Consider the following 21,298-nt stretch of genomic DNA (forward strand, 5'->3'; position numbering starts at 1 on the left):
GCTTACTTCACGGCCACGATCTTGATTTCCTTGACCCGGACGTCGTCCTTGAGGGGGCGGTCCGTGGTGCGGTCCACTTCCACGGCGGCGATTTTGCGGAGCGTCTCGAGGCCCGCTTCGGGCACCTTTCCGATCACGGTGTACTTTTTGTCGAAGGCGGGGAAGCGGGACAGGCAAACGAAGAACTGCGATCCGTGGAAGCCGGTCTTCAGGTGACCGGACATCGAGACCGTCCCGGCTCCGTGCTCGACGGTCTGTCCTTCCGCTTCCGAACGGACGGCGTATCCGGGACCGCCGAAGCCGTTTTCGTAGGGACAGCCGGTCTGCACCCAGGAGTCCTTGATCACGCGGTGGAACATGAGGTTGTTGTAGAAGCCGCGGCGGGCGAGCGAGACGAAGTTGGAAACGTTGAGGGGGGCCTCCTCGGGAAGAAGGTCGATCTGAAAGGCGCCCATCGTGGTTTCGACGATGGCGGCCAGTCGGGCGGCATCGCCGGCCTGGGGGGCGACCTTGACCGTGAGGGGCGCGGAGCGCAGCTCTTTGTCGAGGCCTTTGTAGACGGCGGCGATCGTGAGATTTCCCGTCTTAAGCGTCGGCACCCGGAAGGCGGCGACGAGAGACTTCTTGGGCTGCAGCGTCAGGCGGGCGGGCGGCAGCCGTTCGGCCAAGTGGGGATCGGGCCGGGTCACCGCGTAGACGAACTGCCGCGTCTTGTCGGGCCCGACCTGGAAGGTGACGTCGAAGCTTACGGAGCGCTCGTCGAACGTGAGTTCGCCGACGTCCTGATCGCGGTCGCCGGAGTTCGTCAGGGTCACTTCCACCTGGACGTCTTCGCCGAGGACGCAGTCCGTCTTGTCGGCCCGTGCGGAGAGCGTGACGTCGGACTTCGGGGCTTCGGCCTGAACGAGCGCGGCCAGGGCGAACGCGAGGATGGCGGGCATGGTCATTCCTTTCCCTTCTTTCGTTCGGAAAGCGTCACTTTCTTGATGACGACGTCGGCTTCGGGCCGGTCCTGGTGATGGCTGCCGCAGCACCGGGTGGGCCCCGGGCGCGGGGCGACGGCCCCGCAGCCCTTGCAGGGACTGTGGTCGGTCTTGACCTTTTCGATCTCCTTGACCACGTCGGCCCCCTCGACGACGCGCCCGAAGACGCTGTACTGGCCGTCGAGGTGGGGGGCCGGGGCGAAGCAGATGAAGAACTGCGAGGTCGCGCTGTGCGGGTCGTTCGTGCGCGCGGCGGAGACGGTGCCGAAGACGTGCTTGCGGTCGGAAAACTCCGCCTGGAGCGGGGTTTTAAGCTCGTTCTTGGGGTCGCGCGGCGCGCCGCCCTGCATCATGAACCCGGGGATGATGCGGTGGAAGATCGACCCTTCGTAGAAGCCGCTCCGGGCCAGGCGGACGAAGTTGAGGACGTGGTTGGGGGCGACGTCCGGGAAGAATTCGATCGCGATCGAGCCGTGGTTGGTCTCGATCGAGGCCACCCAGTCCCGCAGAACGAGGACGCGGAGTTCGTTGGAGACCTGATCGCCGAAGGACCAGCGCAGGCGGTACCAGCCTTCGCGGTCCTCCGGGACGGCGAAGGCGCCCGAGAGGTCCACGGTGCGGCCGAAAAATCCCCCGGGGTCGACGACGGGCGAGCGGCGGGTGATGCCGCGGGTGCGGCCGGTGGCCTTGACGATCCGGTCCTCGAAGTCGCGGATCTCGAAGCCCTCGAGGTAATCTTCCGGCTCGTCGAGGCGCGCTTCGGAGGACCCGACGTTTTCGATCGTGCAGCGCACGAGCATGGGTCGGCCGGGCCGCAGGATCTTCTCGGGAGCCTCGATCGTGAGCTTGACCTGGGCGGCCGAGGCCAGGACGGCGGCGGCGAGGAGGGCATTCATGGCTGGGCGTACTCGTAGAACCCGCGGCCGGCCTTCTTGCCGGTCTTCCCTTCGGCCACCATGCGGCGCAGGAGCGGCGGCGCCTCGTAGCGGGGATCGTTGAACTCGCGGCGAAGGACGTCGAGGATCGCCAGCGTCGTATCCAGGCCCACGAAATCGAGGAGCTCCAGCGGTCCCATGGGCATGCCGCAGCCGAGCTTCATGGCGGTATCGATGTCGCGAGGAGTGGCGAGTCCCCGTTCGACGGCCCGCACGGCCTCGCCCAGGTAGGGCACGAGGAGGAGGTTGACGATGAAGCCGGCGGTGTCCCGGGCGGTGACGGTGACCTTGCCCAGGGATTCGACGAAGGATTTGGCGGCGAGGTAGACGTCTTCGCGGACGGCGTCGGGGCGGACGATTTCGACGAGCTTCATGAGGGGCACGGGGTTCATGAAGTGAAGGCCCAGGAACCGGTCCGCGCGGCGGGTGGCCGAGGCGATGCGGTGGATCGGGATGCTCGAGGTATTGGAGGCGAAGATCGCCTGGGGCTGGGCGAGGCGGTCGAGCTCGGCGAAGACGCGGCGCTTTTCGTCGAGGTTTTCGACGACAGCTTCGATGACGAGATCGCAGTCGCGGAGCTCGCCGAGGTCGGTCGTGCCGCGGATGCGGGCGAGGGTCTGATCGCGCTCCTCGGGGGAGACTTTTCCGCGCCGAACGCCTTCGGCCAGGAAGGAGCGGATGCGGTCGAGGCCTTTCTCGAGCGGGCCGGCGGCGATTTCCCGGACGACGGTGGGGTAGCCTTTCTGGGCGCAGACCTGGGCTATGCCGGAGCCCATGAGGCCGCACCCGACGACGCCGACGGCGCGGATGTTCATAGGGGGAGATGATACTTACGGCGGCCCGGGGCGTCCAGAGCGAGGCGCGGCGGGCCGGCTTACCGGCGCTCAAGCCTCCAGCGTTCCAGGTCCAGCCGCAACGGCTTCCAGTAGATCCGATCCCGCTCGCGCTCCTTGTCCTCTTCCTTTCGGAAAAGAAGTTCGGTTTTTCGGGGGTCGTTCCGGAGGGCTGCACGGACCGCCGGCCGGATTCGGGCGGCCCGGCGAGCCTCCTCCGGGTAGCGCCGGGCGAGGAGGCGGAGCACCTCGAAGGAACGGCATTCCGCGAACCAGAAAGAGAGCCGGGCCGGATCCGCGCGCGCTCCGGCTCGGGCAATGTCCGCATCCACCAGTCTGCGGATCATCGGCCAGTCCTTGTCGCGCTGCGTTTTCTTGGCTCGGACAAGATCAGGCAGGGACAGGACGGCCACGGTTCCGACCCCGCGGATAGGGACCTCGACGCGCCGCTTCCAAAGTTCCGCGAACGGGGCGACCCCGCGCATGCGGCTCATGACGTCGATTCTCAAGCCGTGCAGGCTCGGCAGCCGACTTCGGAAATGGCAGGCGTGACCGCGGCGTAAAGCGCTTGCGGAGAGAGGGGGAAAATAAATCGTTTCCGCTCTCAGGTCCGCCAACGCCTGTCGAAGCCGCCGCAGATTGACGGAGCTAACGGCGACGGCGAGATCGATGTCTCGGGTGAACTCGGCGGCTCCGTACAGAATGCACGCCTGTCCTCCCATCAGGAGCGCCCGAACCTTCCGACGCCGGAACGTAGAAAGGACTTTGCGGATCGGGTTCGGGGTCACATGTTCCTCCCAAGGCCAGGAAGTTCACCCAGAGCCGCTGGGATTCGGCGAACCGCTTCTGGGGACTCAGAAGGTACCACGCCACCGTGTCCGGGTCTCCCAGCGCCTGCGCCAGCCGGTCGTCGAGCGCCTTTCGGGGCATCGCCGGCATGAGGATACGCTCCTGAACGACCCTGTGCAAGGCCGGGGGCGCTCCTTTTCAACGCTCCTTCCGGTACGCCTTGAGAATGGGGAGGACTTTCTCGGCGACGGCGGCCCAGCGGGAGGCATCTTCCTTGACGGCCTGGGGATCCTGGGGAGTGACGGAGCCCGTCCAGCGGACCAGAAGGGCGTCCGCCCGGGGAGCGATGTCGCCCGGGACGATGCTCTTGGCGGCGGCGTCCTTGAAGATCTGCCCGGGACGGATGGGCTCCCGCCGGTCCTTGAGGAAAGCGACCAGCACGTCGCGAAGCCCGAGGGCGAAACGCCGGAGCGCGGCGGGATCGGCCTGCGGGAGGCCGGCGGCGATTTTCTCGAGGTCGGCGACGCGTTCCTGGAGCTTGTCGAAGTCCATACCGGCGGGGATGATAGCGGAAATTCCGGGGAGTGCAAGAAGTTGTCCTCCCGGAATTCTAGCGTTCGAACGCGACCGCCACGCCCAGGCCTCCCGAGGCGCAGAGCGCGGCGAGTCCCCGGCGGGCGCCGCGGCGGCGCATCTCATGGAGGAGCGTGGTCACCAGACGCGCCCCCGTGGCGCCGATCGGGTGCCCCAGCGCAATCGCGCCGCCGTTGACGTTGAGGCGCGCGCGGTCGAAGCGGAGTTCCCGGTCGCAGGCCAGGACCTGCGCGGCGAAGGCTTCGTTGAGCTCCACGAGGTCGAAGGCGCCGAGCGGAAGGCCGGTCGCGCGCTCGAGATTCCGGATCGCCGGCACGGGCCCCAGGCCCATGTCCGCGGGGGCGACGCCGGCGGACGCCCAGCCCGTGATGCGCGCCAGCACGGGCAGGCCGAGCGACCGGGCGCGTTCGTCCGAAGCCACGACCAGCGCCGCCGCGCCGTCGGCGATCCCGCAGGAGTTGCCGGCGTGGACGGTACCTCCGGGCTTGAAGACGGGCGGAAGCTTCGCCAGGGATTCGACGGTTACGCCGTCGCGGGGCGTTTCGTCGCGTCGGAGGGGTTCACCTTCCCCCGGCACGGGGACGATTTCGTCGTCGAAGCGTCCTTCGCGGCGGGCGGCTTCGCAGCGGCGCTGGCTTTCGGCGGCGTAGGCGTCCTGTTCGTCTCGGGAGATTCGGCAGCGCTCGGCCAGGCGTTCGGCGGTTTCGCCCATGAGAAGGCCCGAGAGGGGGCAGAGAAAGCCGTCCCGGTACATGGCGTCAATCAGCTCCGCATGGCCGAGGCGGTAGCCCGTGCGGGCGCGATCCAGGAGAAAGGGGACGCGGGACATGGATTCCATGCCGCCGGCGAGGAGAAGGTCGGCTTCTCCCAGGGCGATGGAGCGGGCGGCGAGGATGAGAGCCTGAAGGCTGGAGGCGCAGGCCTGGTTGACGGTGAAGGCGGGGATGCTTTCGGGAAGTCCGGCGCGGAGGGCGGCCTGGCGGGCGATGTTGGGGCCCACTCCGGCTTGGCGGGCGCAGCCGAAGAGGGCTTCCTGAAGGTCGGACGGGTGGACTCCGGCGTCCTGAAGGGCGGCCCGGGCCGCAAGGGCGGCGAGCTCAGCGGGATGGAGGGGCGCAAGATGGCCGAGAAAGCGGCCGAGAGGGGTGCGTCGAGCGGCGACGATGACGGCGGAGCGCATGAAGAGCACTCTATCCGGGGTCTGGGGGGGAGTTCAACGGAGCGCCCCCAGGGTGGACGCAAATTGTCAGCCGGACACAGACTGGTGACACTTTTTGTCACTTTGGGGGGCATCGACCGATGATGCATACACAATGGGCCAATCCTGTGATCCTCAAGAACTTGCGCGCGCCTGCCGATTCTTAATGGCACGTCGTTTGCTCAGCTTAAGCCCGAGTGGGACTTCGTGATCGGCAGCGAAAGGAGGTGGGTGGGGCGACTCAACTCAACTCGAAGGTTACCGGCAAGATTCGTGGGATTCCATTTTAGGAGATTGCAGCATGAGACGTAGAGAAGGTTTTACGCTGATCGAGCTGATGATCGTGATTGCGATCATCGCGATCATCGCGGCGATTGCGATCCCGGGGCTTCTGCAGAGCCAGCGGGCGGCCAACGAGCGCAACGCTTCGGCGTCGCTCAAGACGCTGGCCACCGCCGAGATCGACTTCCGGTCCAATGACCGGGATGGCAACCGCATCAACGACTTTTGGACGTATGACGTGGCGGGCCTCTTCGTTCTTGAAACGAGCGGTGATGACGGTGCAACTTTCAGTCCGATGATCAAAATGATCGATCCGTCAATCGCGGGCGCGGATGCCATGAACGAAGCCGACGTCACGGCTGATCCTGGAGCTTTGGCCCCGTGGGTGTATCGACGTCAAACTGCCAATATTCCTACTCGGGGACCGAAGTCCGGGTATTGGTATTACGCCTTGGTGTCTGACGCAAGCGAAGGAAGCCTGGAGGCATACAAGGGTTCGACGGATGGAACCACTGCGAACGTGCACCATCCTTCCAAGTTCGGCTTCGGTTGTTTTCCGGATAGCTTCGGTTCTGGCCGGAGCTTGTTCATGATTAACGAGTCGGCCACGGTGATCAAGTTCCCCCTGAACCGGACGGTAAGGCCGAATCCGGCGTCTTTCCCTCCGGGTGCCCGTCCGATCAATACTGGGTCCGGACATCCTTCGAGCTGGGATAACTGGCCGAGCGATACGGACATCAAGCTGGCGAGCAAACTCGACTAAGCGGAGAGTTCGCCATGGGCCCCCCGGCTCGTCCCGACGGGCCGGGGGGCCTTCCCTTACAATCTCAGGAGGCGCCGGAGGAAGGGATGAGGGTTCGGAGCGCGATCCGGGCGTTCACGCTCATCGAGCTCATGATCGTGATCGTCATCATCGCGATCCTCGCGGCCATCTCCATCCCCGCGCTCCTGGCCACGCAGCGCAGCGGCCACGAACAAAGCACGGCGGCCACCCTCCGAACCCTGGCCCCCGCCTCCATGGACTTCCGCACCAACGACCGCGACCAGAACCTCGTCAACGATTTCTGGACGAAGGACGTCGCGGGCCTCTACACGATCTACCCCGCATCCACGCCGAACTCTCCCATCAAGCTCATCGACCCCGCCGTGGCGGGCGCGGACGCCACGCCCGGCGGAGGAACCCCCTTTTCCACGCCCCGATACGCCGCTCTGGACATCACCGCGCTGGCGACCCGGTCCCACAAATCGGGCCACTGGTTCTTCGCCCTGGACAGCGACCTGAGCGGCGGCGCCGCCGTGGATTACCAGCAGCCCACCGACGACCAGCCCGCCAACCTGCACCACAACATGTCCGGCTATGCCTTCGGCGCCTATCCGGATTCCATTGGCTTCGGGAAGTATCTTTTCGTCATGAACGAGACCGCCGTCGTTTATCGGCGCGACCTCGTCGGGAACGTCCGGCCCACGGGCGCCGCTCCCCCGGGCTATCCCCTGGCCTCCGGCGCGGTCGGCGGATCCGCCTCCGACCCCAAGGACTGGCCCACCGAAGAAAACCTCCGGCGGTACTACAAGAAGATCGACTGAAGCCGCAGGCGTCCGACGTCGCCGAACGCCGAAACGGCGACGCCCCCGCGGGACGCGTTCGCGAGGCGATCCAACTCCGCCGCCGCTCCGCAGACAAGCGTCGGATGTCCACGCTTGCCGGAGGCTTCTTCGGAGGATATAAGAAAACCATGAGACGCATCCCGCGCCCAAGGACGCTTTCCCCTCCCCCGCCGGTACCCGATCCCTACCGGGACCTGTGGCTCCGGCTCTCGCCCGGCGAGCGGCTGCGGCGCTCGTGGCGCCTCCGCTCCCGCATCCCCGACCTCCAGGCCGCTCATGACGCGAAGACTTTTCGGAAGCTTTGAGCGCTTCGCGATGGAGCGCCTCCCGCGACGGCGCGAAACGTCCGGCGCCTGCTCCGCGCGCCTTGGCCGTCTGTTGCGCCCCCTACCGGCACAAAAGATCCGTGACGCATCGCGCCACGAGCCCCATGCCGTCCAGACGGCGCTCCTGGGCGGACCCCGCGTCCCACAGGCATTCCCGCACGACGACGTAGTGCGTCAGCGACGCCAGGTATCCTTCCAGGACCCGCTCCGGATCGCCCCGGTCGGCCCTTTCGCGCGTGGCCTGGTCGGCCGTCCGCGCCGCCTCCTCCAGATGCCGCGCCAGGTCCCGTTCGCAGAACGCCCGCGCCTCGGGAGACGGCGAACGGGGCGCGTCCGCCGCCCGCAGGTCCTCCGCGCGAAGCGCGTACTGCCGCGCCCTCAGGTCCCACGCCCCGCGCGCCTCGGCTCGGAGCTCCGGCAGGCGTGAAATCTCCTGCGCGGCCTCCGAAAGCCCGTCGAGCGCCCGCGCGTGCTCGGCCCGCGAGACGTACTCCCCGTACCAGGCGGCCGCGGTGAAGAGGACGAACCGCCGCAACGCGCCTGCCGCCGGCCCCTCGAGAGCCGTCCGGCAAAGCTCCGGACGCCGGCCGCGCTCCCGGAAGTTCCGCGCCAGGCGCGCCGCCGATTCGAGCCTGTACTCGATCGGGGACGGCTGAGAAAGGACCTCGATGTCCGCTCCGTCGCCGCGGCCGAGCAGCTCCGGCGAGGTTCCTTCCAGCTCCCGGAGTCGCGCGTAAATGCGGGCCCGGGCGAGGGACGCCTCCATGTCCCGCCGATCCGCGATCTCCGCGAGCGTCCGGCGCAGCTCCTCCCGGTCGTTCGGCACGGCCACGGGAGGCGGTTCCCCCGCCCCATGGCAGGCTGCCAGCCCGAGCATCAGAAGGATCCCCGCGCGGCGCCCCCGTCCCTTCACCATCCCTCGCGCCCCACCAGCTTCACGAAAACGCACGCGCAAAGCTTCCGCCGCTCGACCCGGCCCCCTTCGCGCGTCACGAGATAAAGGTCCTGCTCCTCGGGGCTCCCGATGGGAATCACCAGCCGTCCGCCCTCCCGGAGCTGCTCCACGAGCGCCACCGGGAGCGACGGCGCTCCGGCCGCGACCAGCACGCGGTCGAAGGGGGCCTCCTCCGGCCACCCGAGCGTCCCGTCGGCGACCCGCAGGCGCGCCTCCCGGAAGCCCGCGCGCTCGAGGTTCCTCCGGGCGAAGTCCGCCAGCTCCGGAATCCGCTCCACCGACCAGACGCGGGCGCCCAAAGCCAGGAGGATCGCCGTCTGGTACCCCGAACCGGCTCCGATTTCGAGCACTTTCTCGCCGCCCCGCAGGTCCAGCGCCTGCGTCATGAACGCGACCATGTACGGCTGCGAGATGGTCTGGCCGTAGCCGATTCCGACGGGGCGGTCCTCGTAGGCCCGGCCCTCCTCCCCCGGGGGAACGAAAAGATGCCGCGGCACGCGCCGAAAGGCCTCCAGCACCCGGGCGTCGCGGATGTCGCGCCCCGCGAGCTGGGACGCGACCATCGCGCGCCGGGCCTCCTCGAAGGGATCCTGGAACGAAGGAGCGTTCACGGCGCGGGCTCGGGCGCCTCGATGCGCTTGACCTTGAGCTTGAGGACGCGCTTGGTGGCGTCCGTAATCTTCACGTCGTCGCCGATGCGGTAGCCGACGACCCAGACGATGCGCGAGCCGTCCGTGATCAGGGGCACCCGGTCGCGCAGCGCTTTGGGCACCTTGTTGTCGATGAAAAACTTCTTGAGCTTGGTCGATCCCTTGGAGCCCAGCGGAACGAACTGGTCGCCCCCCTTGCGCAAACGGACCATGAGCGGTCCCTGGAGCTTGTCGTAATCGACGATCTCCTCGGTGTAGTCCTTGTTCCGGATGTACTCCTTGAGGCCGACGACCTTTCCCTCGAGAAGCTCGGTCTCGATCTGGAGATTGAGCTTCTTGATGACGGTCTTGCCCGGCACCTTGAGCTTGCGATGGGTGAACTTGAGGGGCGGCGGCGGCTCCTGGGGGCGGGCGATCCGAAGGATGTACCCCTCCCGCCGGGCCTCCAGCCCCCGGGGCAGGCGGATCGCCTTGTGGTAGGCCTGATCCCCGCACAGCGAAATGATTTCGAGGTAATGCTCGAAGTTGAGCTGCGGCATCCGTCCGAGCACGGTCTTGACCGCCCGGTCGATGATGAGCGTCTGGATGGCGGGCGGCAGTTTGTGGAACTCTTCCACGGAGAGGCAGACCTCCCCCTCGCCGGAGATCATTTTGGTGTTCTCATACACCTCGTTGGCGATCTCCCGCAGGAGCAGGTAGAACGATCCGGCGGTCTGCCCCAGCTTGACGAGCGCCATCTTGACGCGCGGGTTGAATTCGGCTTCGAGCATCGGGATGAGCTTGTGCCGGATCTTATTGCGCGTGATCGAGGTGTCGAAGTTCGAAAGATCCGTGCGGTACTCGATCTTCTTCTCCCGCAGATAAGCTTCGATTTCGTGCCGCTCGATTTCGATGAGCGGGCGCACCACGAAAAGATCGTGCTTACGGGAAATAACCCGGATGGGGGCCATGCCCTTGAGGCCCCGGAGGCCCGTGCCCCGCAGGATCCGGTGAAGAATGGTTTCCGCCTGGTCATCCAGATTGTGGGCCAGCGCGATCTTCTGAGCCCCCACCTGGAGAGCCACCTTCTGGAGGAACTCGTGGCGGAGCATCCGCCCGGCTTCCTCCTGGGACTTCTTCTCCCGCTTCTGGGCGGCCCGGACATCGAGCCGAGTCGCATGGAACGGAATCTTCAGCGTCTCGCAAAGGGCGCGGACGAAGGCCTCGTCCTCGTCGGAGGCCTTCCCCCGCAGGCCGTGGTTCACATGGGCGACGTGGAGCTTCCAGTTGAACTGCTGAAGGTCGTTGAGCTCCCGGAGGATATGGAGCATGGCGATGGAATCCGGCCCGCCGCTGACGGCGCAGAGGACGGTCTCGCCGGGGCGGATCAGGTCGTACCCCTGGATCGTCAGGAGGACTTTCTTGAGCAGATTCACGGCATCGGTCTCCCGGGCCTCCCTCCTTATAACGCGCTCCGCCGTGATTATAGACCCGGAGCGTCGGGGGGCAAGCCCGAATCGCCCGGGGGGCGGATCTTCGGGACCCGGCGGGGATCCAAGGGGGGCGGAGACGCCTCGGTGAGAAGCCGATGCAGGGCCCCCCGCATGCGGCGTACGAAGTTGAGAAGATCGATCCCGCCGTACTCGGCCGGATACTTTTCCAGCTTCTCCAGGGCCAGGCGGAACCGCGACCGTGCCCCGTTCCAGTTCCCGCGTTCGTAATGGTGGAGGGCCACGGCGCACAGGATCAGTCCCTGGAGGAAGTCCTTTTCCTCCCCGAAGCGCTCCAGCCAGAGCGATTCCCACGCGTCGTGGGCGGCGTAGTAGTCGCCTTCGTTGAACGCGCGGATGCCCTCTCGATACCGGGGGTCGTCCTTCACCGCGCCGGTTTCAGCACCGCGGCCGAGAAAACCAGAAGCGCCGCTCCGATCAGGAGATTGGCGCCCACGAGGCGGACGGACCAGCGGTGGAGGCGGTCGAAGCGCGCCCGGGCGGGATCCCCTTCGCCCAGGGCGGCGAAGTTGGGGATCCGGGCCCGTTCCTGGGCGATCGCGGGGTGGACCCCCAGCGCATAGGTCACCAGAAGCAGCAGCATGAGCCCCACCAGGGCCAGACGAACGCCCTTTACCCACCCTTCTTCCGGCGATCGGAGTCCCAGGACGACCGAGGAGACCGCCAGGACCGCCGCGCAGGCCATCTCCACGTAGCCGAACGCCCGAAGGACGGACCCGAAGATTTCGCCGGCGACGGGTCGAGAGGGGGCGGTCTTGAAGACGACCGGGGCGGCGACCAGGGAGAGGGCAGCCAGCCCTCCGACCCAGAGAGCCAGAGCCAGGAAGTAGACCGCGTACCCCGCCCGGATCATGCCGCCGGCTCCCCCCGCAAGGCCTCCCGGACCGCCTCTTCGGCCACCACCGAGCAGATCACCTTGTGTTCCGGCAGGCCCCCCAGAAACGCCACCACGTCCGCGTTGCGGATCCGCCGGGCGTCCGCCACCGTCCGGCCCTTCAGGAGCTCGGTCAAGGCGGAGCTTGAGGCGATGGCCGCGGCGCAGCCGAATGTCTTGGCCCGGGCGTCGAGGATAATCCCTCCTTCGACCCGCAACGTAAGCTTGACCATATCCCCGCAGGCGGGGTTACGCACGAGAGACTGGTGGGTAGCCCCCGGAAGCTCCCCCGTATTGCGGGGGTTGAGGAAGTGGTCCATGACCGTGGCGTTGTAGTCCTCGAACGGCATGGTTCAGCGGGCCAGCTCTTCGGCGGGAATGGGGTGTCGGCCCTGGAAGCCGTCTTCCAGGTGGTGGTAGTACTCCACCGCCCGCTCTCCCCGCTTCCAGCAGAGGAACACCAGCCTTCCGTCGATGACTCCGTAGAAATCGATCAGCCCGTGCTCGACGCTCTTGAGGACCACCTCGAGCTCCCCAAGCTTGCGGACGGTGGCGTCGAAGTCTTTCTTGGCCTGCTCCAGCTCGGCCAGGTAGTGGGTGTACTCCCGATGGTCCGGGTTGGTCTCCGACTGGACTTCCTCCCCCCAAATCATTTCGAGGACGTCCGACTTGGCCTTGATCTTGCGGAGACGGTCCCGGATCTGATCCAGTTCGCCCAGAATCCGCTCGATCTGGGGAATGAGCGCCGTGGCTTCCCGGGCGCTGAAGACTCGAGGTCCCATATCTTTCCCGTCCCCGCCGGAAGTATAGCGGCCGGATGCTTGGATTTAAAATAAAAGGAGCCAGGCCACCGCTTCGAGGGGTAACCCTGTCAGGCGGCCTGGCCCTGGAGAGAGGGGGAAACAGATTTTGGGCTTGAGAGGCCAAACATACGTGCTGAGCACTCAATCCTAGCTTGGCCTCGTCGTGCCCGAAGCTTTGGGTCCCCTGCCCACAGCCGGGCGAGCCCCATTTTCGGCGCCCCTAAGGGCACCTAAAGAGCATTCGACTTAAATCTGTCGGGGGAGGCGTTTTCCGCTTCCCCATGACTTCTCTTCCAAACTTTGCTTCCAGCTCCCTCTCCCCTTACACCCGCCTTTGGGGGTTCCTTCTACCCCGAAGTATAGCCCCCTTCCAAAGAGCTGTCAACTAAAAAACGCTCGAGCCCAAGGGCTTATTCCTCTGCCCCTTCCGGGCAACACATCATTTATACGACGCTCGCTCGTCTGCGTTTGGGCAAATCGCGTGCCCGGCAACGCGCGCGCACAGGCGGCCGCGTGATTGATCAGTCATCCTAACATCATGACCGAGAAGAGGCTCGAACGGGCTTTGTGCATTGAATCGTCGTCCCATGGATCTCGAAGAGTGGGCCCGTGAATTGCTCCGTCACCCATATATTGGTCCGCGTGTGCTCCGTCAGGCGGCTGGCGCGAAGCGATCCTCCGCAAAATGCAAGCCAAGGCACCAGCTGATCGGTCGCGTGTTCGTCCACCGCCGCTTCCGAGGCTATCTCTTGTGCCAAGGCCCGGGCCGCCTGGCGGCCGACCTCTTCCGCAGGCTTGCCCCGCTCCCCCAGCGCGCCGGCTCCAAGGCGCGCCTCTCCCTCAAAGCCCGCCACGGCCACGAGGACACTGCCGGAAGACCGTGTCGCCCCGTAAAGGACTTCGGTTTCCGTCCGCCCGCCCAGTCCGGCCAGCGCCTGCGCGGCCGCCTCCGCCTGCCGTTCCGACACCCTTCTTGAAGCCAACTCCTCCGAGGCGAAAGAGACGATCCGGATCTCGCGGAGCGCGCCCCGCTCGGTCAGGCTGAAGGGAAGCGGCGCAAGCGGTCCTTCCGCTTCGACCACGACTTCCCCCCCTCCCTTGGGGTAAAACCCGCGGCGGCGGATTTCGAAGCTCAGACGGCGGCTCCGTGCCGCCACGAGCTCCAACACCACCCGTTTCAGGAAGTCCGCGGGAGGACTCCAGGGGACGTCCGTGCCGCCGATGATCTCGACGCGGCTCGGCCCCTCCGCCACCAGCAGGGCCGGAAGGAGCGTCTGAAGGAGCAGCGTAACCGATCCCGCAGTCCCGATATCCACCCGAAAGGAGCTTCCCCGGAGGGGCGCGGGGTGGAAGGTCACCGAGGGCGACCCCGGCACGGCCCCCTCGAACCGGACGGGGCCCAGGAAGCGAAGCGACTGGAGGACCTGGACGTGCTGAGGCTTGAGTCCCGGATTCGGCCGCCGGGCGCGGATGTTGTCCATGCGGAACGGCCGGCCCGTGACGAGGCTCCAGACGAGGGCCGTGCGCAGCATCTGGCCGCCCCCTTCGCCCCGGGACCCATCGAGGTTGACCATCGCGATCCATTCTGATAGTCTGCCCTCGTCATGCAAGAGCAAATCCTCGAAGCGCTCCGCCACGTGAAGGACCCGGACCTCAACCGGGATATCGTCTCGCTGGGATTCGTCAAGGACCTCAAAGTCTGCGACGGCGTGGTTTCTTTCGCCATCGAGCTGACGACCCCCGCCTGCCCCGTCCGGGAGCAGATGAAGGAGCAGGCCTACCGCCAGGTCATGTCCGTGCCCGGCGTCCGCCAGGTGGACATCAAGATGACCTCCCAGGTCCGGGGCCCGGCGGCCCGGTCCGAAGCCAAGGAGCGCCTGATCCCGCAGGTGAAAAACGTCGTCCCCGTGGCCAGCGGCAAGGGGGGCGTGGGCAAATCCACGGTGAGCGCGAATCTGGCGCTCGCGCTGGCGAAGATGGGGGCCAAGGTGGGGCTCATGGACGCCGATGTGTACGGGCCCAGCATCCCCACCCTCACGGGCGCGGTTCCGGCGCCGGGGGGCAACCCCAACCGTTTCGTGCCCCCCGTCGTTCACGGCGTCAAGGTCGTCTCCATGGGCTTTTTCATCCGGCCCGGAGACGCCGTGATCTGGCGCGGCCCCATGCTTCACAAGGCGATGGAGCAGTTCCTGGGTCAGGTGGAATGGGGCGAGCTCGATTACCTGATCGTGGACCTGCCGCCCGGCACCGGGGACATCCAGCTCAGCCTCTGCCAGATGATTCCTTTGACCGGAGCCGCGGTCGTCTCGACTCCGCAGGACGTGGCCCTCAAGGTCGCGGAGAAGGCGATCATCATGTTCCACCGGCTCAACACGCCCGTCCTGGGGCTGATCGAGAACATGAGCGGCTACGTCTGCAGCCACTGCGGCCGGCGGGACGACGTCTTCGGCTCCGGAGGCGCCCGGCGGTACGCCCTCGAGCGCGGCATCCCGTTCCTCGGGGAGATCCCCCTCTCGGCGGAGGTGCGCGAAACGTCCGACGCGGGGCGGCCCATCGTCGTTTCGCGGCCCGACTCGCCCGCCGCGCAGGCCTTCTTCCGGATCGCCGAGAATCTGGCCGCCCAGATCAGCGTCCGGGCCGCCGGCGGCGCCCCGGAGGATCGGCCCGTGCCGCAGAAGATCGAGCTTCGCAGCCGCCAGGAGCTGACGATTACCTGGAGCGACGGCCGCACGAGCGCGGTGCGCACCTACGACCTGCGGGTGAACTGCCCCTGCGCGCAGTGCGTGGACGAGGTCACGGGGGCGCGCCGTCTGGATCCGGCGGCCGTCTCCCGCGAGGTGTGGCCCCAGGAGATCCGTCCCGTCGGCCGCTACGCCCTCAACTTCGTCTGGAGCGACGGCCACGCTTCGGGCATCTACACGTTCGATCGCCTGCGGGAGCTGTCCGGAGCGGCGTAGGGGGGTCTACTTCGCGCGGTCGCGGCCGCCCGACGGGGACGCATACCCCATCTTGGTGAGGAGCTTGTAGCACTCGTCCAGCCGGCGCCGCACGCCGTCGCGCGCCTCCGTATCGACCACCTTGGGATGCTGGCGGTGCTGGGATTCCAGTTCCTGGTAGCGCTTCCTCGCCTGGACGACGTCGCGCGCGGCGAACAGGAGCTCCGCCAGTGCGTAGAGGCAGTTTCCGTTCTGCACCTGCGAGAACTCCGGGTGGTTCTCGAGGAGATAGGCGTAATACCCCCGGGCCTCGGCGAAGTTTTGAAGCGCTCCCGACACCTGCGCCAGGGCCCAGATCTTCTGGGGATCCTCGGGGTTGCTCTTGAGTTCCTCGCGAAGCTGGGCCGCTTTCTTCTCGTGGAGGGGATACGCCTCCTCGCTCCAGTAGGTCAGCCACTTCACGAGCGCGGTCCACCACTCCTCCTCCGCGCGCGTGTCGGGGTTGATGAAGCGGCGCGTCCCTTCGGCGCGCACGAGATCGGCGGACTTGCGGTCCTTGAGGAGGACATAGCACCGGTAGAGCTCGCCGTACACCTGCTCCGCCAGGATCCGCGCGAAATCCCGGCCGACCTCCCGGCGGATCATCATGGCGTCTCCGGCGCGGCGCGCCTCGTTGTACCGCTCGGCGGCGGTCCGCCAGTCGCCCACCGCCGCGGCGGCGGCGCCCAGGTGGAGGTTGCGCTCGAAGGAATCTTCGAGGCGGGTCAGTCGGGAAACCACGTCCTGATAGGACCGGCGGGCGGCCGCCACCTCCTCGCCCACCCGGGTCTGGATCTTCTGCCAGCGTTCCTCGCGCCGGGTCCGGTTGAGAAGCTCTCCCCCCTTCTCCCGGATCTTCTGGGCGTGCTCCTCGAGGCGCGCCTGGGCCTGCCGCACCGCGTCGGTCCGGCCGTAGCGGCCGCGCAGAAGGTCGATCTCGCGCCGGGCGGCGTTGAGTTCGTCGTTCTTCATGAAGATTTCCAGCCGCACCAGCCGTTTTTGGGCCTCGATCTCGTCCTCCTCCGCGGACTCGCCCCGCTCGATCCGCTCCTTGTACTCCGTGCAGAACTTCCGGACGGACTCCGAAACGACGAACAGCGGGTCCTTCATGGAGGTCAGGACCGACTCGATTTCCGCCAGGGCGTCTTCGTAGAGTCCGAACTCCATGCAGATCGCCGCGAGGTTGCACCGGTCGTTGGGATCGGCGTTCTGCTCCCGGTTGTATTTCCAATGCCGCTTGATGAACTCGTAAAAGGCCGACCCCGTGAACTCGCTCCAGTAGTATTCGAACGTGCCCCCGCCTCCGGAGAGCCGGATCTTGAGGGACTTCTCGTCCGCGCTCTCGATGGTGCCGCTGCCGGTGGCCGTCTGGAATTCGCTGCGGAAGCGGTGGGGATTGACTCCTCCGGCGACGCGCGCGTTGATCACGTTGATGAGGCTTTCCTTCAGGTGGGCGCACCGCTCCAGCTCCGACACCCGCCGGTCGAGGCGCTCGCGCAGATCCTCGATTCCGTGGGCGTCCCGGAGGGCCTTCATCCGCTGAAGCGCTCCCTTGAAGTCGAACCGCAGGACGAGCTCCCGGATCGCCCGCGCTTCCTGGGCGATGGCCGCCCGGGCGCGGGCGCGGGCCGCCTCCCGCGCGGCCTCCCGGGCCATCTCCTCCGCCCGGACGATCGCGGCGGCCTCCAGCTCCAGGGCCTCCTTCACCGGCCGGGCGAGCTGCGCCACCTCCGGGACGGAGTCCTGCAGGACGCCCTCCAGAAGCCGCAGCGCCGCCTCGAAGTTCTTCTCGCGCGCCAGCGCCCGGGCCTGCTCCTCCACCTGCCCCCAGGTGAAGCGCGCCTCCGCCACGAGCGCCTGGATTTCCCGCGCGGCCGCCTGGTCGTAGAGGACCGACCGGTACCGGTCCTTGGCGAAGTCGCACTCCAGCGCCGCCTTGCGCGCCTCCTCCTGGAAGGCGGCCAGGAGGTTCCACGCCTCCCCGTATTTCTTCTGATCCCGCAGCGCCTGAGCGCGGCGGACCGCGCTTTCGAATTCCGCGCGCTGCCGCTCCACGGCCTCCTTCCACCGCCGGATATGCTCAGTGCGCGCGCGCGCGCGGTCGGCCGCCGGCGTCCCCCGCGCCTCCTCCGAGCGGGCGAACGCCTCGTACTCCGCCGCCGTGCCCTCGATGAGGGAAAGATCCGGCCCGGCCGGACCGGCGGTCTCCACGGCCTGACGCCACTGCGCGACGTCCTGAGCCTCCAGGAGCTTGAACCGCTGCTCCGCCCGGACTTCGCGAAGGAGCCTCGCCAGCGCGTTCCGGTTCTCGGCGGCCTTTTTGGCGACCTCGGTCCCCGGGTACGCCTGGATCACACGCGCGTAGTCCTCCATGACCCGCTCGATCGAGCGCGGGTCGGAGCGGTCCATCTTCTTGAGCTCCGTCAGGACGACCACCTCGAGGGCCTGCTGCGCCTGGCGCGGATCGACCGCGGGCGTCGGAGGGGGAGGCGGCGGGGGCGCTTCCCGGAAGAAGGAGGCGCCCACGATCCCCCCCACGACCACCACGATGAGAAGCCCCACGGCCGCTCCGAGCAGTTTCTTGTGGGTCACGAGCATCTGAATCGCCGTGGAACCCTCGCCCCGGGCGGCCGCCTCGGCTCCCGCCTGGCCGCGCTGAAAACGCTCCAGATCGGCCACGACCTCCGCCATCGTCTGATACCGCTTGTCCGGATCGCGCTCCATCATCCGCGTCACGATCCGGGCCAGTTCCTCCGGCACGTCCGGGTTGAAGTCGCGGACCGAAGGCGCATCCTCGCGCACCTTCTTATTGACGAGCTCCCGGACGCTCGGGGCCTGGAAGGGGGTCACCCCCGCCAGCATCCGGTAGGCGGTGGCTCCGAGGGAATAAATGTCGCTTCGGAAATCGGCGGGGCGCCCCAGCACTTGCTCCGGCGCGATGTAATGCGGCGTGCCGATGACGGAGGTCTCCTCCTCGGGACCGACTTTTTCGTTCAGGCCCCGGGCCAGCCCCATGTCCCCGATCTTGACCATCCCGGTCTCGGAGATCATCAGGTTGTCGGGCTTCACGTCCCGGTGGATGATCCCCTTCTTGTGGGCGTAATCCAGGCCGCGGGCGGCGTCCAGGATCCAGCGGACCGTCTGGTCCACGGGAATGCGCCGCTGTTTATTGAGCACATCCTGGACGCTCCCGCCCGAGACGTACTCCATGGAGAAGTAGTAGACGTCGTTGTGCCGCTTGACGTCGTAGACCTGCACGACGTTGGGATGGTTGAGCTTCGCCGCGGCCCGCGCCTCGTGGATGAACAGCTCGACGAAGTCCTTGTCCTTCGTATGCTCCTCGGAAATCACCTTGAGGGCCACGAGGCGCTGGAGATCGATTTGCTCGGCCTTGTAGACCGTTCCCATGCCGCCCCGCCCGAGCCGCTCGAGGATCCGGTAGCCGCCGATTCTCTGGCCGGCCAGGCTCGTGGTGGACGCCTCGTCGGACTGGAACGTGAAGAGCGTCTCCCCCACCTTGACGAGATCGCCGAAGGAAAGCTTGACGGTATCCCGAATCCGGGCGCCGTTGAGGTAGGTCCCGTTGAGGCTCTCAAGATCGGTCAGGTAGTATCCGTCCTCGCGGGATTCGATCTTGCAGTGCATCCGCGAGGCCATCGTGTCCCGGAGCGGAAGGGCCGTCGAGGAGTCCCGGCCGAGCAGGACCGTGCCTTTGGAAGGGACGGGCACCGCCCTGCCCTTGTCGTGGCCCTTCTCGACGATGAGTAACGGCATACCCTCTTCCCGTTCCGACGCGCCGGCTCGGCGGCGGAGCTCCCTCCGGAGATAGCCCGAAAGCCCCTGTTCGTATCGTCCGGCGCGGCTCGAACCCCCGGCTAATTATACCCGAACGCCCTCGAAAACCGCGCTGCCGATCCGAACGCAGGTGGATCCCTCCTCGACGGCGGCCTCGAAATCCTCGGACATCCCCATCGAGAGCCCCGCGAGCCCTTCGCGCGCCGCCAGCTCGCGCAGCCGCCGGAAGCAGCCGCGGGCATCGCCCCCGCGGGGAGCCATCGTCATCAAGCCGAGCACCTCAAGACCCGCTCCGCGGGCCGCGGCGACCGCCGCGGGAACCTCCTCCGGGCGATAGCCTCCCTTCGTGGCTTCGCCCGAGACGTTCACCTGCACGTAGACCGGCCGCTTGGGCTCCGTCCGGGCCATGGCCTCCACGAGGGCCGGACGATCGAGCGAATGAATTATTTCCGCCCATTCGAGCGTCCTGCGCAGTTTGTTGGTCTGAATGTGGCCGATCATGTGTCTCCGGAACTGGCGCAGCGGCCCGACCCGGCGCAGGCCTTCGAGCGGACGGTGCTCTCCCACGTCGGTGACCCCCAGAGCGGCCAGCTCAGGAATAAGTTCCACGGGCGCCGATTTGGTTACCACCACCAGCGTCACGCCCGCCGGGTCGCGCCCCGCGCGACGGCAGGCCTCGGCGATCCGCCCGCGCACCTTCTCCAGGTTCTCCCGCAGCCGCGCCCGATCCATGCGCCGCCCCCGGGACCCTAGCCGTTCATCCCTCGAATCAGCCGCAGAACGTCCTCCGCCCGCAGCCGCGCCCCCGGCCGAAGCTCCCGAAAGAAGCGGCGACTGACGAAAACCTCTTCGGAAACGATCGCCACCGGCGCATCGCCCGCCCGGCGGAGCGCCTCCGAAAGAGCCGCGTCGAAGGACGCCGCGTCCCGGTAGGGAATCTCGACGGCCTCCACGCCGGCTTCCCCCGCCAGGGCGGTCCAGTCCGGCGGTTCCGCCAGCGCCGCGAACGAGCCCTCGGCGATGAGGTCCGAGAGCGTCCAGGCCACGTCTCCCCGAACCGCCTCGCCGGCGGAAAGGCCCGGGGCCCGAACGAGCAGGATCTTCTTCATTCGGAGGCGAAAAGGTCCGGAGGCCACACGTACGCCTGTCGCACCAGATGGTCGCGAAGCTTCCGGCGGTTCTCCTCCCGCTTCTGGTTCTCGAGGAAGCTCCGGATCCGGCCCTGCGCCTCGGCGAAGGTCTCCTCCCGCTGGTTGATGCGTTGCTCGAGCCGGAAGATGTTCAGCGTCGATCCGTCCTCCACGATGTCGCTCGTCTCTCCCACCTTCATCGTGTCGAAAAGGAGCCGCACCGTGGCCGGCGAGAAAAACTTCGAGGCGTCCTCGCGCGACACGCCCCGCAGGATCACTTCGCCGCCCGCGCCCCGCCGGACATCCGAATAGAAATGCGCCACGAGGTAAGGATCCGCCCCTTCCTGGAGCTTCCGCAGCACGGACTCAGCGAGGGCGCGCTTATATTCCTTCTCGCGCTCCGTGGAGAACTGGAAGGCCACCCGCACCGCGCTGACGTTCTCGATCGCCTTGAACTGCTCGCGGTGGTTGTCGTAGTAGCGGCGAATTTCCTCCGGAGGCACGGAGTCGATCATGAGGCCGGGCGTCTTCTCGTCCGGGTTCGTGAACGACTTCTGGAGCAAATGCCGGTAGAGCTTGAAGACCAGGTACGTCCGCCGCCGCAGTTCCCGGTATTCGGTGCGGGTGATCCCCTGAAGGCGCAGCCATCGCTCGAAGTCGTCCTCGTCCCGGAAGTTCTTGCGTTCCCGGCGCAGATAATCCTCAAGCTCCTGCTCGCTCACCTGGACGCCGTGCTGGCGGGCGGCCTGAAGGAAAAGTTTCTCTTCGGCCAGCTCGCGACGTTTCGACAGGCGAAGCTCCGGCGTAATCTCCCCTTTCACGTTCCGGAGGCTGTCGTCCACGTCCTTCCAGGTGATGATCTCGTTGTTGATCCGCGCGGCGATGCCGTCGGCGAGCACGCCCGGCAGCGGGCCGTCGGCCCCGTTGGCGTCCTGCGGCCGGATCGCCGTCTCCGGCGGCGCGGGGCGGGTCGCCCGCGCGGGATCCGCCGGGCGTTCCGGACCGCCGCCCGAACACGCGCTCCAGGCGGCCAGGATCAGCGCGGGCGCGAAAACGCGCAGAAGGGGCATGACGACCGCAT

Annotated in this window: 22 protein-coding genes; 4 read left to right on the top strand and 18 right to left on the bottom strand. The window is 67.2% G+C overall.

Features of this window, described 5'->3' with window-relative positions; all coding sequences use genetic code 11:
- Nucleotides 1–2: 2 nt before the first annotated feature.
- The 6 genes from VNO22_01255 to VNO22_01280 form a co-directional block, all read right to left on the bottom strand.
- Nucleotides 3–941: a peptidylprolyl isomerase gene (locus VNO22_01255; GenBank protein ID HXG59974.1), complete on the bottom strand. Its 939-nt coding sequence runs from the start codon at nucleotides 939–941 to the stop codon at nucleotides 3–5.
- A gap of 2 nt (nucleotides 942–943) precedes the next feature.
- Entirely contained in the window at nucleotides 944–1,879 is a 936-nt protein-coding gene (locus VNO22_01260) for a peptidylprolyl isomerase (GenBank protein HXG59975.1), read from the bottom strand.
- Nucleotides 1,876–2,733 carry a 3-hydroxybutyryl-CoA dehydrogenase gene (locus VNO22_01265; GenBank protein HXG59976.1) on the bottom strand — a complete coding sequence of 286 codons (858 nt, stop codon included), beginning with the start codon at nucleotides 2,731–2,733 and terminating at the stop codon, nucleotides 1,876–1,878. Before VNO22_01265 ends, VNO22_01260 begins: the two co-directional genes overlap by 4 nt.
- Nucleotides 2,734–2,792: 59 nt before the next feature.
- Complete coding sequence (locus VNO22_01270) at nucleotides 2,793–3,245, bottom strand: hypothetical protein (protein ID HXG59977.1); 453 nt, start codon at nucleotides 3,243–3,245, stop codon at nucleotides 2,793–2,795.
- 493 nt (nucleotides 3,246–3,738) lie between these two features.
- Complete coding sequence (locus tag VNO22_01275; protein ID HXG59978.1) at nucleotides 3,739–4,092, bottom strand: hypothetical protein; 354 nt, start codon at nucleotides 4,090–4,092, stop codon at nucleotides 3,739–3,741.
- 58 nt (nucleotides 4,093–4,150) lie between these two features.
- Entirely contained in the window at nucleotides 4,151–5,314 is a 1,164-nt protein-coding gene (locus VNO22_01280; GenBank protein HXG59979.1) for a thiolase family protein, read from the bottom strand.
- A gap of 319 nt (nucleotides 5,315–5,633) precedes the next feature.
- Between VNO22_01280 and VNO22_01285 the strand changes: the two genes are divergently transcribed.
- The 3 genes from VNO22_01285 to VNO22_01295 all read left to right on the top strand — a co-directional run bounded on the left by VNO22_01285 (nucleotide 5,634) and on the right by VNO22_01295 (nucleotide 7,524).
- Nucleotides 5,634–6,377 (top strand): prepilin-type N-terminal cleavage/methylation domain-containing protein, encoded by a 744-nt coding sequence (locus tag VNO22_01285; GenBank protein ID HXG59980.1) that lies wholly within the window; start codon nucleotides 5,634–5,636, stop codon nucleotides 6,375–6,377.
- Nucleotides 6,378–6,463: 86 nt separating this feature from the next.
- Nucleotides 6,464–7,198 carry a prepilin-type N-terminal cleavage/methylation domain-containing protein gene (locus VNO22_01290; GenBank protein HXG59981.1) on the top strand — a complete coding sequence of 245 codons (735 nt, stop codon included), beginning with the start codon at nucleotides 6,464–6,466 and terminating at the stop codon, nucleotides 7,196–7,198.
- 149 nt (nucleotides 7,199–7,347) lie between these two features.
- A complete protein-coding gene (locus VNO22_01295) occupies nucleotides 7,348–7,524 on the top strand; it encodes a hypothetical protein (protein ID HXG59982.1) in 177 nt (58 codons plus the stop codon).
- Nucleotides 7,525–7,606: 82 nt separating this feature from the next.
- On the opposite strand, the gene VNO22_01300 is transcribed toward VNO22_01295, so the two are convergent.
- From VNO22_01300 to rtcA, 8 genes are all read right to left on the bottom strand, one after another.
- The gene (locus VNO22_01300; GenBank protein HXG59983.1) at nucleotides 7,607–8,422 is read right to left on the bottom strand and encodes a hypothetical protein; all 816 of its coding nucleotides are present in this window, start codon (nucleotides 8,420–8,422) and stop codon (nucleotides 7,607–7,609) included.
- Between the two features lie 32 nt (nucleotides 8,423–8,454).
- On the bottom strand, nucleotides 8,455–9,111 hold the full coding sequence (locus tag VNO22_01305; GenBank protein ID HXG59984.1) for a protein-L-isoaspartate(D-aspartate) O-methyltransferase: 657 nt from the start codon (nucleotides 9,109–9,111) through the stop codon (nucleotides 8,455–8,457).
- Nucleotides 9,108–10,565 carry a tRNA lysidine(34) synthetase TilS gene (gene tilS, locus VNO22_01310; GenBank protein HXG59985.1) on the bottom strand — a complete coding sequence of 486 codons (1,458 nt, stop codon included), beginning with the start codon at nucleotides 10,563–10,565 and terminating at the stop codon, nucleotides 9,108–9,110. Before tilS ends, VNO22_01305 begins: the two co-directional genes overlap by 4 nt.
- Before the next feature lie 47 nt (nucleotides 10,566–10,612).
- Nucleotides 10,613–11,008: a DUF309 domain-containing protein gene (locus VNO22_01315; protein HXG59986.1), complete on the bottom strand. Its 396-nt coding sequence runs from the start codon at nucleotides 11,006–11,008 to the stop codon at nucleotides 10,613–10,615.
- On the bottom strand, nucleotides 11,005–11,493 hold the full coding sequence (locus VNO22_01320) for a DUF4149 domain-containing protein (GenBank protein HXG59987.1): 489 nt from the start codon (nucleotides 11,491–11,493) through the stop codon (nucleotides 11,005–11,007). Before VNO22_01320 ends, VNO22_01315 begins: the two co-directional genes overlap by 4 nt.
- On the bottom strand, nucleotides 11,490–11,864 hold the full coding sequence (locus VNO22_01325) for an iron-sulfur cluster assembly scaffold protein (GenBank protein HXG59988.1): 375 nt from the start codon (nucleotides 11,862–11,864) through the stop codon (nucleotides 11,490–11,492). The genes VNO22_01320 and VNO22_01325 overlap by 4 nt, the downstream gene beginning before the upstream one ends.
- Before the next feature lie 3 nt (nucleotides 11,865–11,867).
- Nucleotides 11,868–12,296 carry a DUF2203 domain-containing protein gene (locus VNO22_01330; protein HXG59989.1) on the bottom strand — a complete coding sequence of 143 codons (429 nt, stop codon included), beginning with the start codon at nucleotides 12,294–12,296 and terminating at the stop codon, nucleotides 11,868–11,870.
- A gap of 557 nt (nucleotides 12,297–12,853) precedes the next feature.
- Nucleotides 12,854–13,891, bottom strand: coding sequence for an RNA 3'-terminal phosphate cyclase (gene rtcA, locus VNO22_01335; protein ID HXG59990.1), 1,038 nt, complete (start codon nucleotides 13,889–13,891; stop codon nucleotides 12,854–12,856).
- A gap of 30 nt (nucleotides 13,892–13,921) precedes the next feature.
- On the opposite strand from rtcA, the gene VNO22_01340 reads away from it, so the two are divergent.
- Nucleotides 13,922–15,274: a P-loop NTPase gene (locus VNO22_01340; protein HXG59991.1), complete on the top strand. Its 1,353-nt coding sequence runs from the start codon at nucleotides 13,922–13,924 to the stop codon at nucleotides 15,272–15,274.
- A 6-nt stretch (nucleotides 15,275–15,280) separates the two neighbouring features.
- Here the strand turns inward: VNO22_01340 and VNO22_01345 are convergent, their stop codons facing one another.
- The 4 genes from VNO22_01345 to VNO22_01360 all read right to left on the bottom strand — a co-directional run bounded on the left by VNO22_01345 (nucleotide 15,281) and on the right by VNO22_01360 (nucleotide 21,287).
- Entirely contained in the window at nucleotides 15,281–19,066 is a 3,786-nt protein-coding gene (locus VNO22_01345) for a protein kinase (protein ID HXG59992.1), read from the bottom strand.
- A gap of 105 nt (nucleotides 19,067–19,171) precedes the next feature.
- The gene (locus VNO22_01350; GenBank protein HXG59993.1) at nucleotides 19,172–19,819 is read right to left on the bottom strand and encodes a YggS family pyridoxal phosphate enzyme; all 648 of its coding nucleotides are present in this window, start codon (nucleotides 19,817–19,819) and stop codon (nucleotides 19,172–19,174) included.
- A gap of 17 nt (nucleotides 19,820–19,836) precedes the next feature.
- Nucleotides 19,837–20,196: a hypothetical protein gene (locus VNO22_01355; GenBank protein HXG59994.1), complete on the bottom strand. Its 360-nt coding sequence runs from the start codon at nucleotides 20,194–20,196 to the stop codon at nucleotides 19,837–19,839.
- A complete protein-coding gene (locus VNO22_01360) occupies nucleotides 20,193–21,287 on the bottom strand; it encodes a peptidylprolyl isomerase (GenBank protein ID HXG59995.1) in 1,095 nt (364 codons plus the stop codon). The genes VNO22_01355 and VNO22_01360 overlap by 4 nt, the downstream gene beginning before the upstream one ends.
- Nucleotides 21,288–21,298 lie beyond the last annotated feature (11 nt).

The sequence above is a fragment of the Planctomycetota bacterium genome, from assembly GCA_035574235.1.
Taxonomy (GTDB): domain Bacteria; phylum Planctomycetota; class MHYJ01; order MHYJ01; family JACPRB01; genus DATLZA01.

Bases quoted from the DNA above. Each gene is read 5' to 3' on its own strand.
- VNO22_01345 (HXG59992.1), bottom strand. From the start codon at position 19,066: ATGCCGTTACTCATCGTCGAGAAGGGCCACGACAAGGGCAGGGCGGTG.
- VNO22_01260 (HXG59975.1), bottom strand. From the start codon at position 1,879: ATGAATGCCCTCCTCGCCGCCGCCGTCCTGGCCTCGGCCGCCCAGGTC.
- VNO22_01290 (HXG59981.1), top strand. From the start codon at position 6,464: ATGAGGGTTCGGAGCGCGATCCGGGCGTTCACGCTCATCGAGCTCATG.
- VNO22_01355 (HXG59994.1), bottom strand. From the start codon at position 20,196: ATGAAGAAGATCCTGCTCGTTCGGGCCCCGGGCCTTTCCGCCGGCGAG.
- VNO22_01270 (HXG59977.1), bottom strand. From the start codon at position 3,245: ATGAGCCGCATGCGCGGGGTCGCCCCGTTCGCGGAACTTTGGAAGCGG.
- VNO22_01340 (HXG59991.1), top strand. From the start codon at position 13,922: ATGCAAGAGCAAATCCTCGAAGCGCTCCGCCACGTGAAGGACCCGGAC.
- VNO22_01300 (HXG59983.1), bottom strand. From the start codon at position 8,422: ATGCTCGGGCTGGCAGCCTGCCATGGGGCGGGGGAACCGCCTCCCGTG.
- VNO22_01325 (HXG59988.1), bottom strand. From the start codon at position 11,864: ATGCCGTTCGAGGACTACAACGCCACGGTCATGGACCACTTCCTCAAC.
- VNO22_01265 (HXG59976.1), bottom strand. From the start codon at position 2,733: ATGAACATCCGCGCCGTCGGCGTCGTCGGGTGCGGCCTCATGGGCTCC.
- VNO22_01285 (HXG59980.1), top strand. From the start codon at position 5,634: ATGAGACGTAGAGAAGGTTTTACGCTGATCGAGCTGATGATCGTGATT.
- VNO22_01275 (HXG59978.1), bottom strand. From the start codon at position 4,092: ATGGACTTCGACAAGCTCCAGGAACGCGTCGCCGACCTCGAGAAAATC.
- VNO22_01320 (HXG59987.1), bottom strand. From the start codon at position 11,493: ATGATCCGGGCGGGGTACGCGGTCTACTTCCTGGCTCTGGCTCTCTGG.
- VNO22_01350 (HXG59993.1), bottom strand. From the start codon at position 19,819: ATGGATCGGGCGCGGCTGCGGGAGAACCTGGAGAAGGTGCGCGGGCGG.
- VNO22_01295 (HXG59982.1), top strand. From the start codon at position 7,348: ATGAGACGCATCCCGCGCCCAAGGACGCTTTCCCCTCCCCCGCCGGTA.
- VNO22_01255 (HXG59974.1), bottom strand. From the start codon at position 941: ATGCCCGCCATCCTCGCGTTCGCCCTGGCCGCGCTCGTTCAGGCCGAA.
- VNO22_01280 (HXG59979.1), bottom strand. From the start codon at position 5,314: ATGCGCTCCGCCGTCATCGTCGCCGCTCGACGCACCCCTCTCGGCCGC.
- VNO22_01330 (HXG59989.1), bottom strand. From the start codon at position 12,296: ATGGGACCTCGAGTCTTCAGCGCCCGGGAAGCCACGGCGCTCATTCCC.
- rtcA (HXG59990.1), bottom strand. From the start codon at position 13,891: ATGGTCAACCTCGATGGGTCCCGGGGCGAAGGGGGCGGCCAGATGCTG.
- VNO22_01360 (HXG59995.1), bottom strand. From the start codon at position 21,287: ATGCCCCTTCTGCGCGTTTTCGCGCCCGCGCTGATCCTGGCCGCCTGG.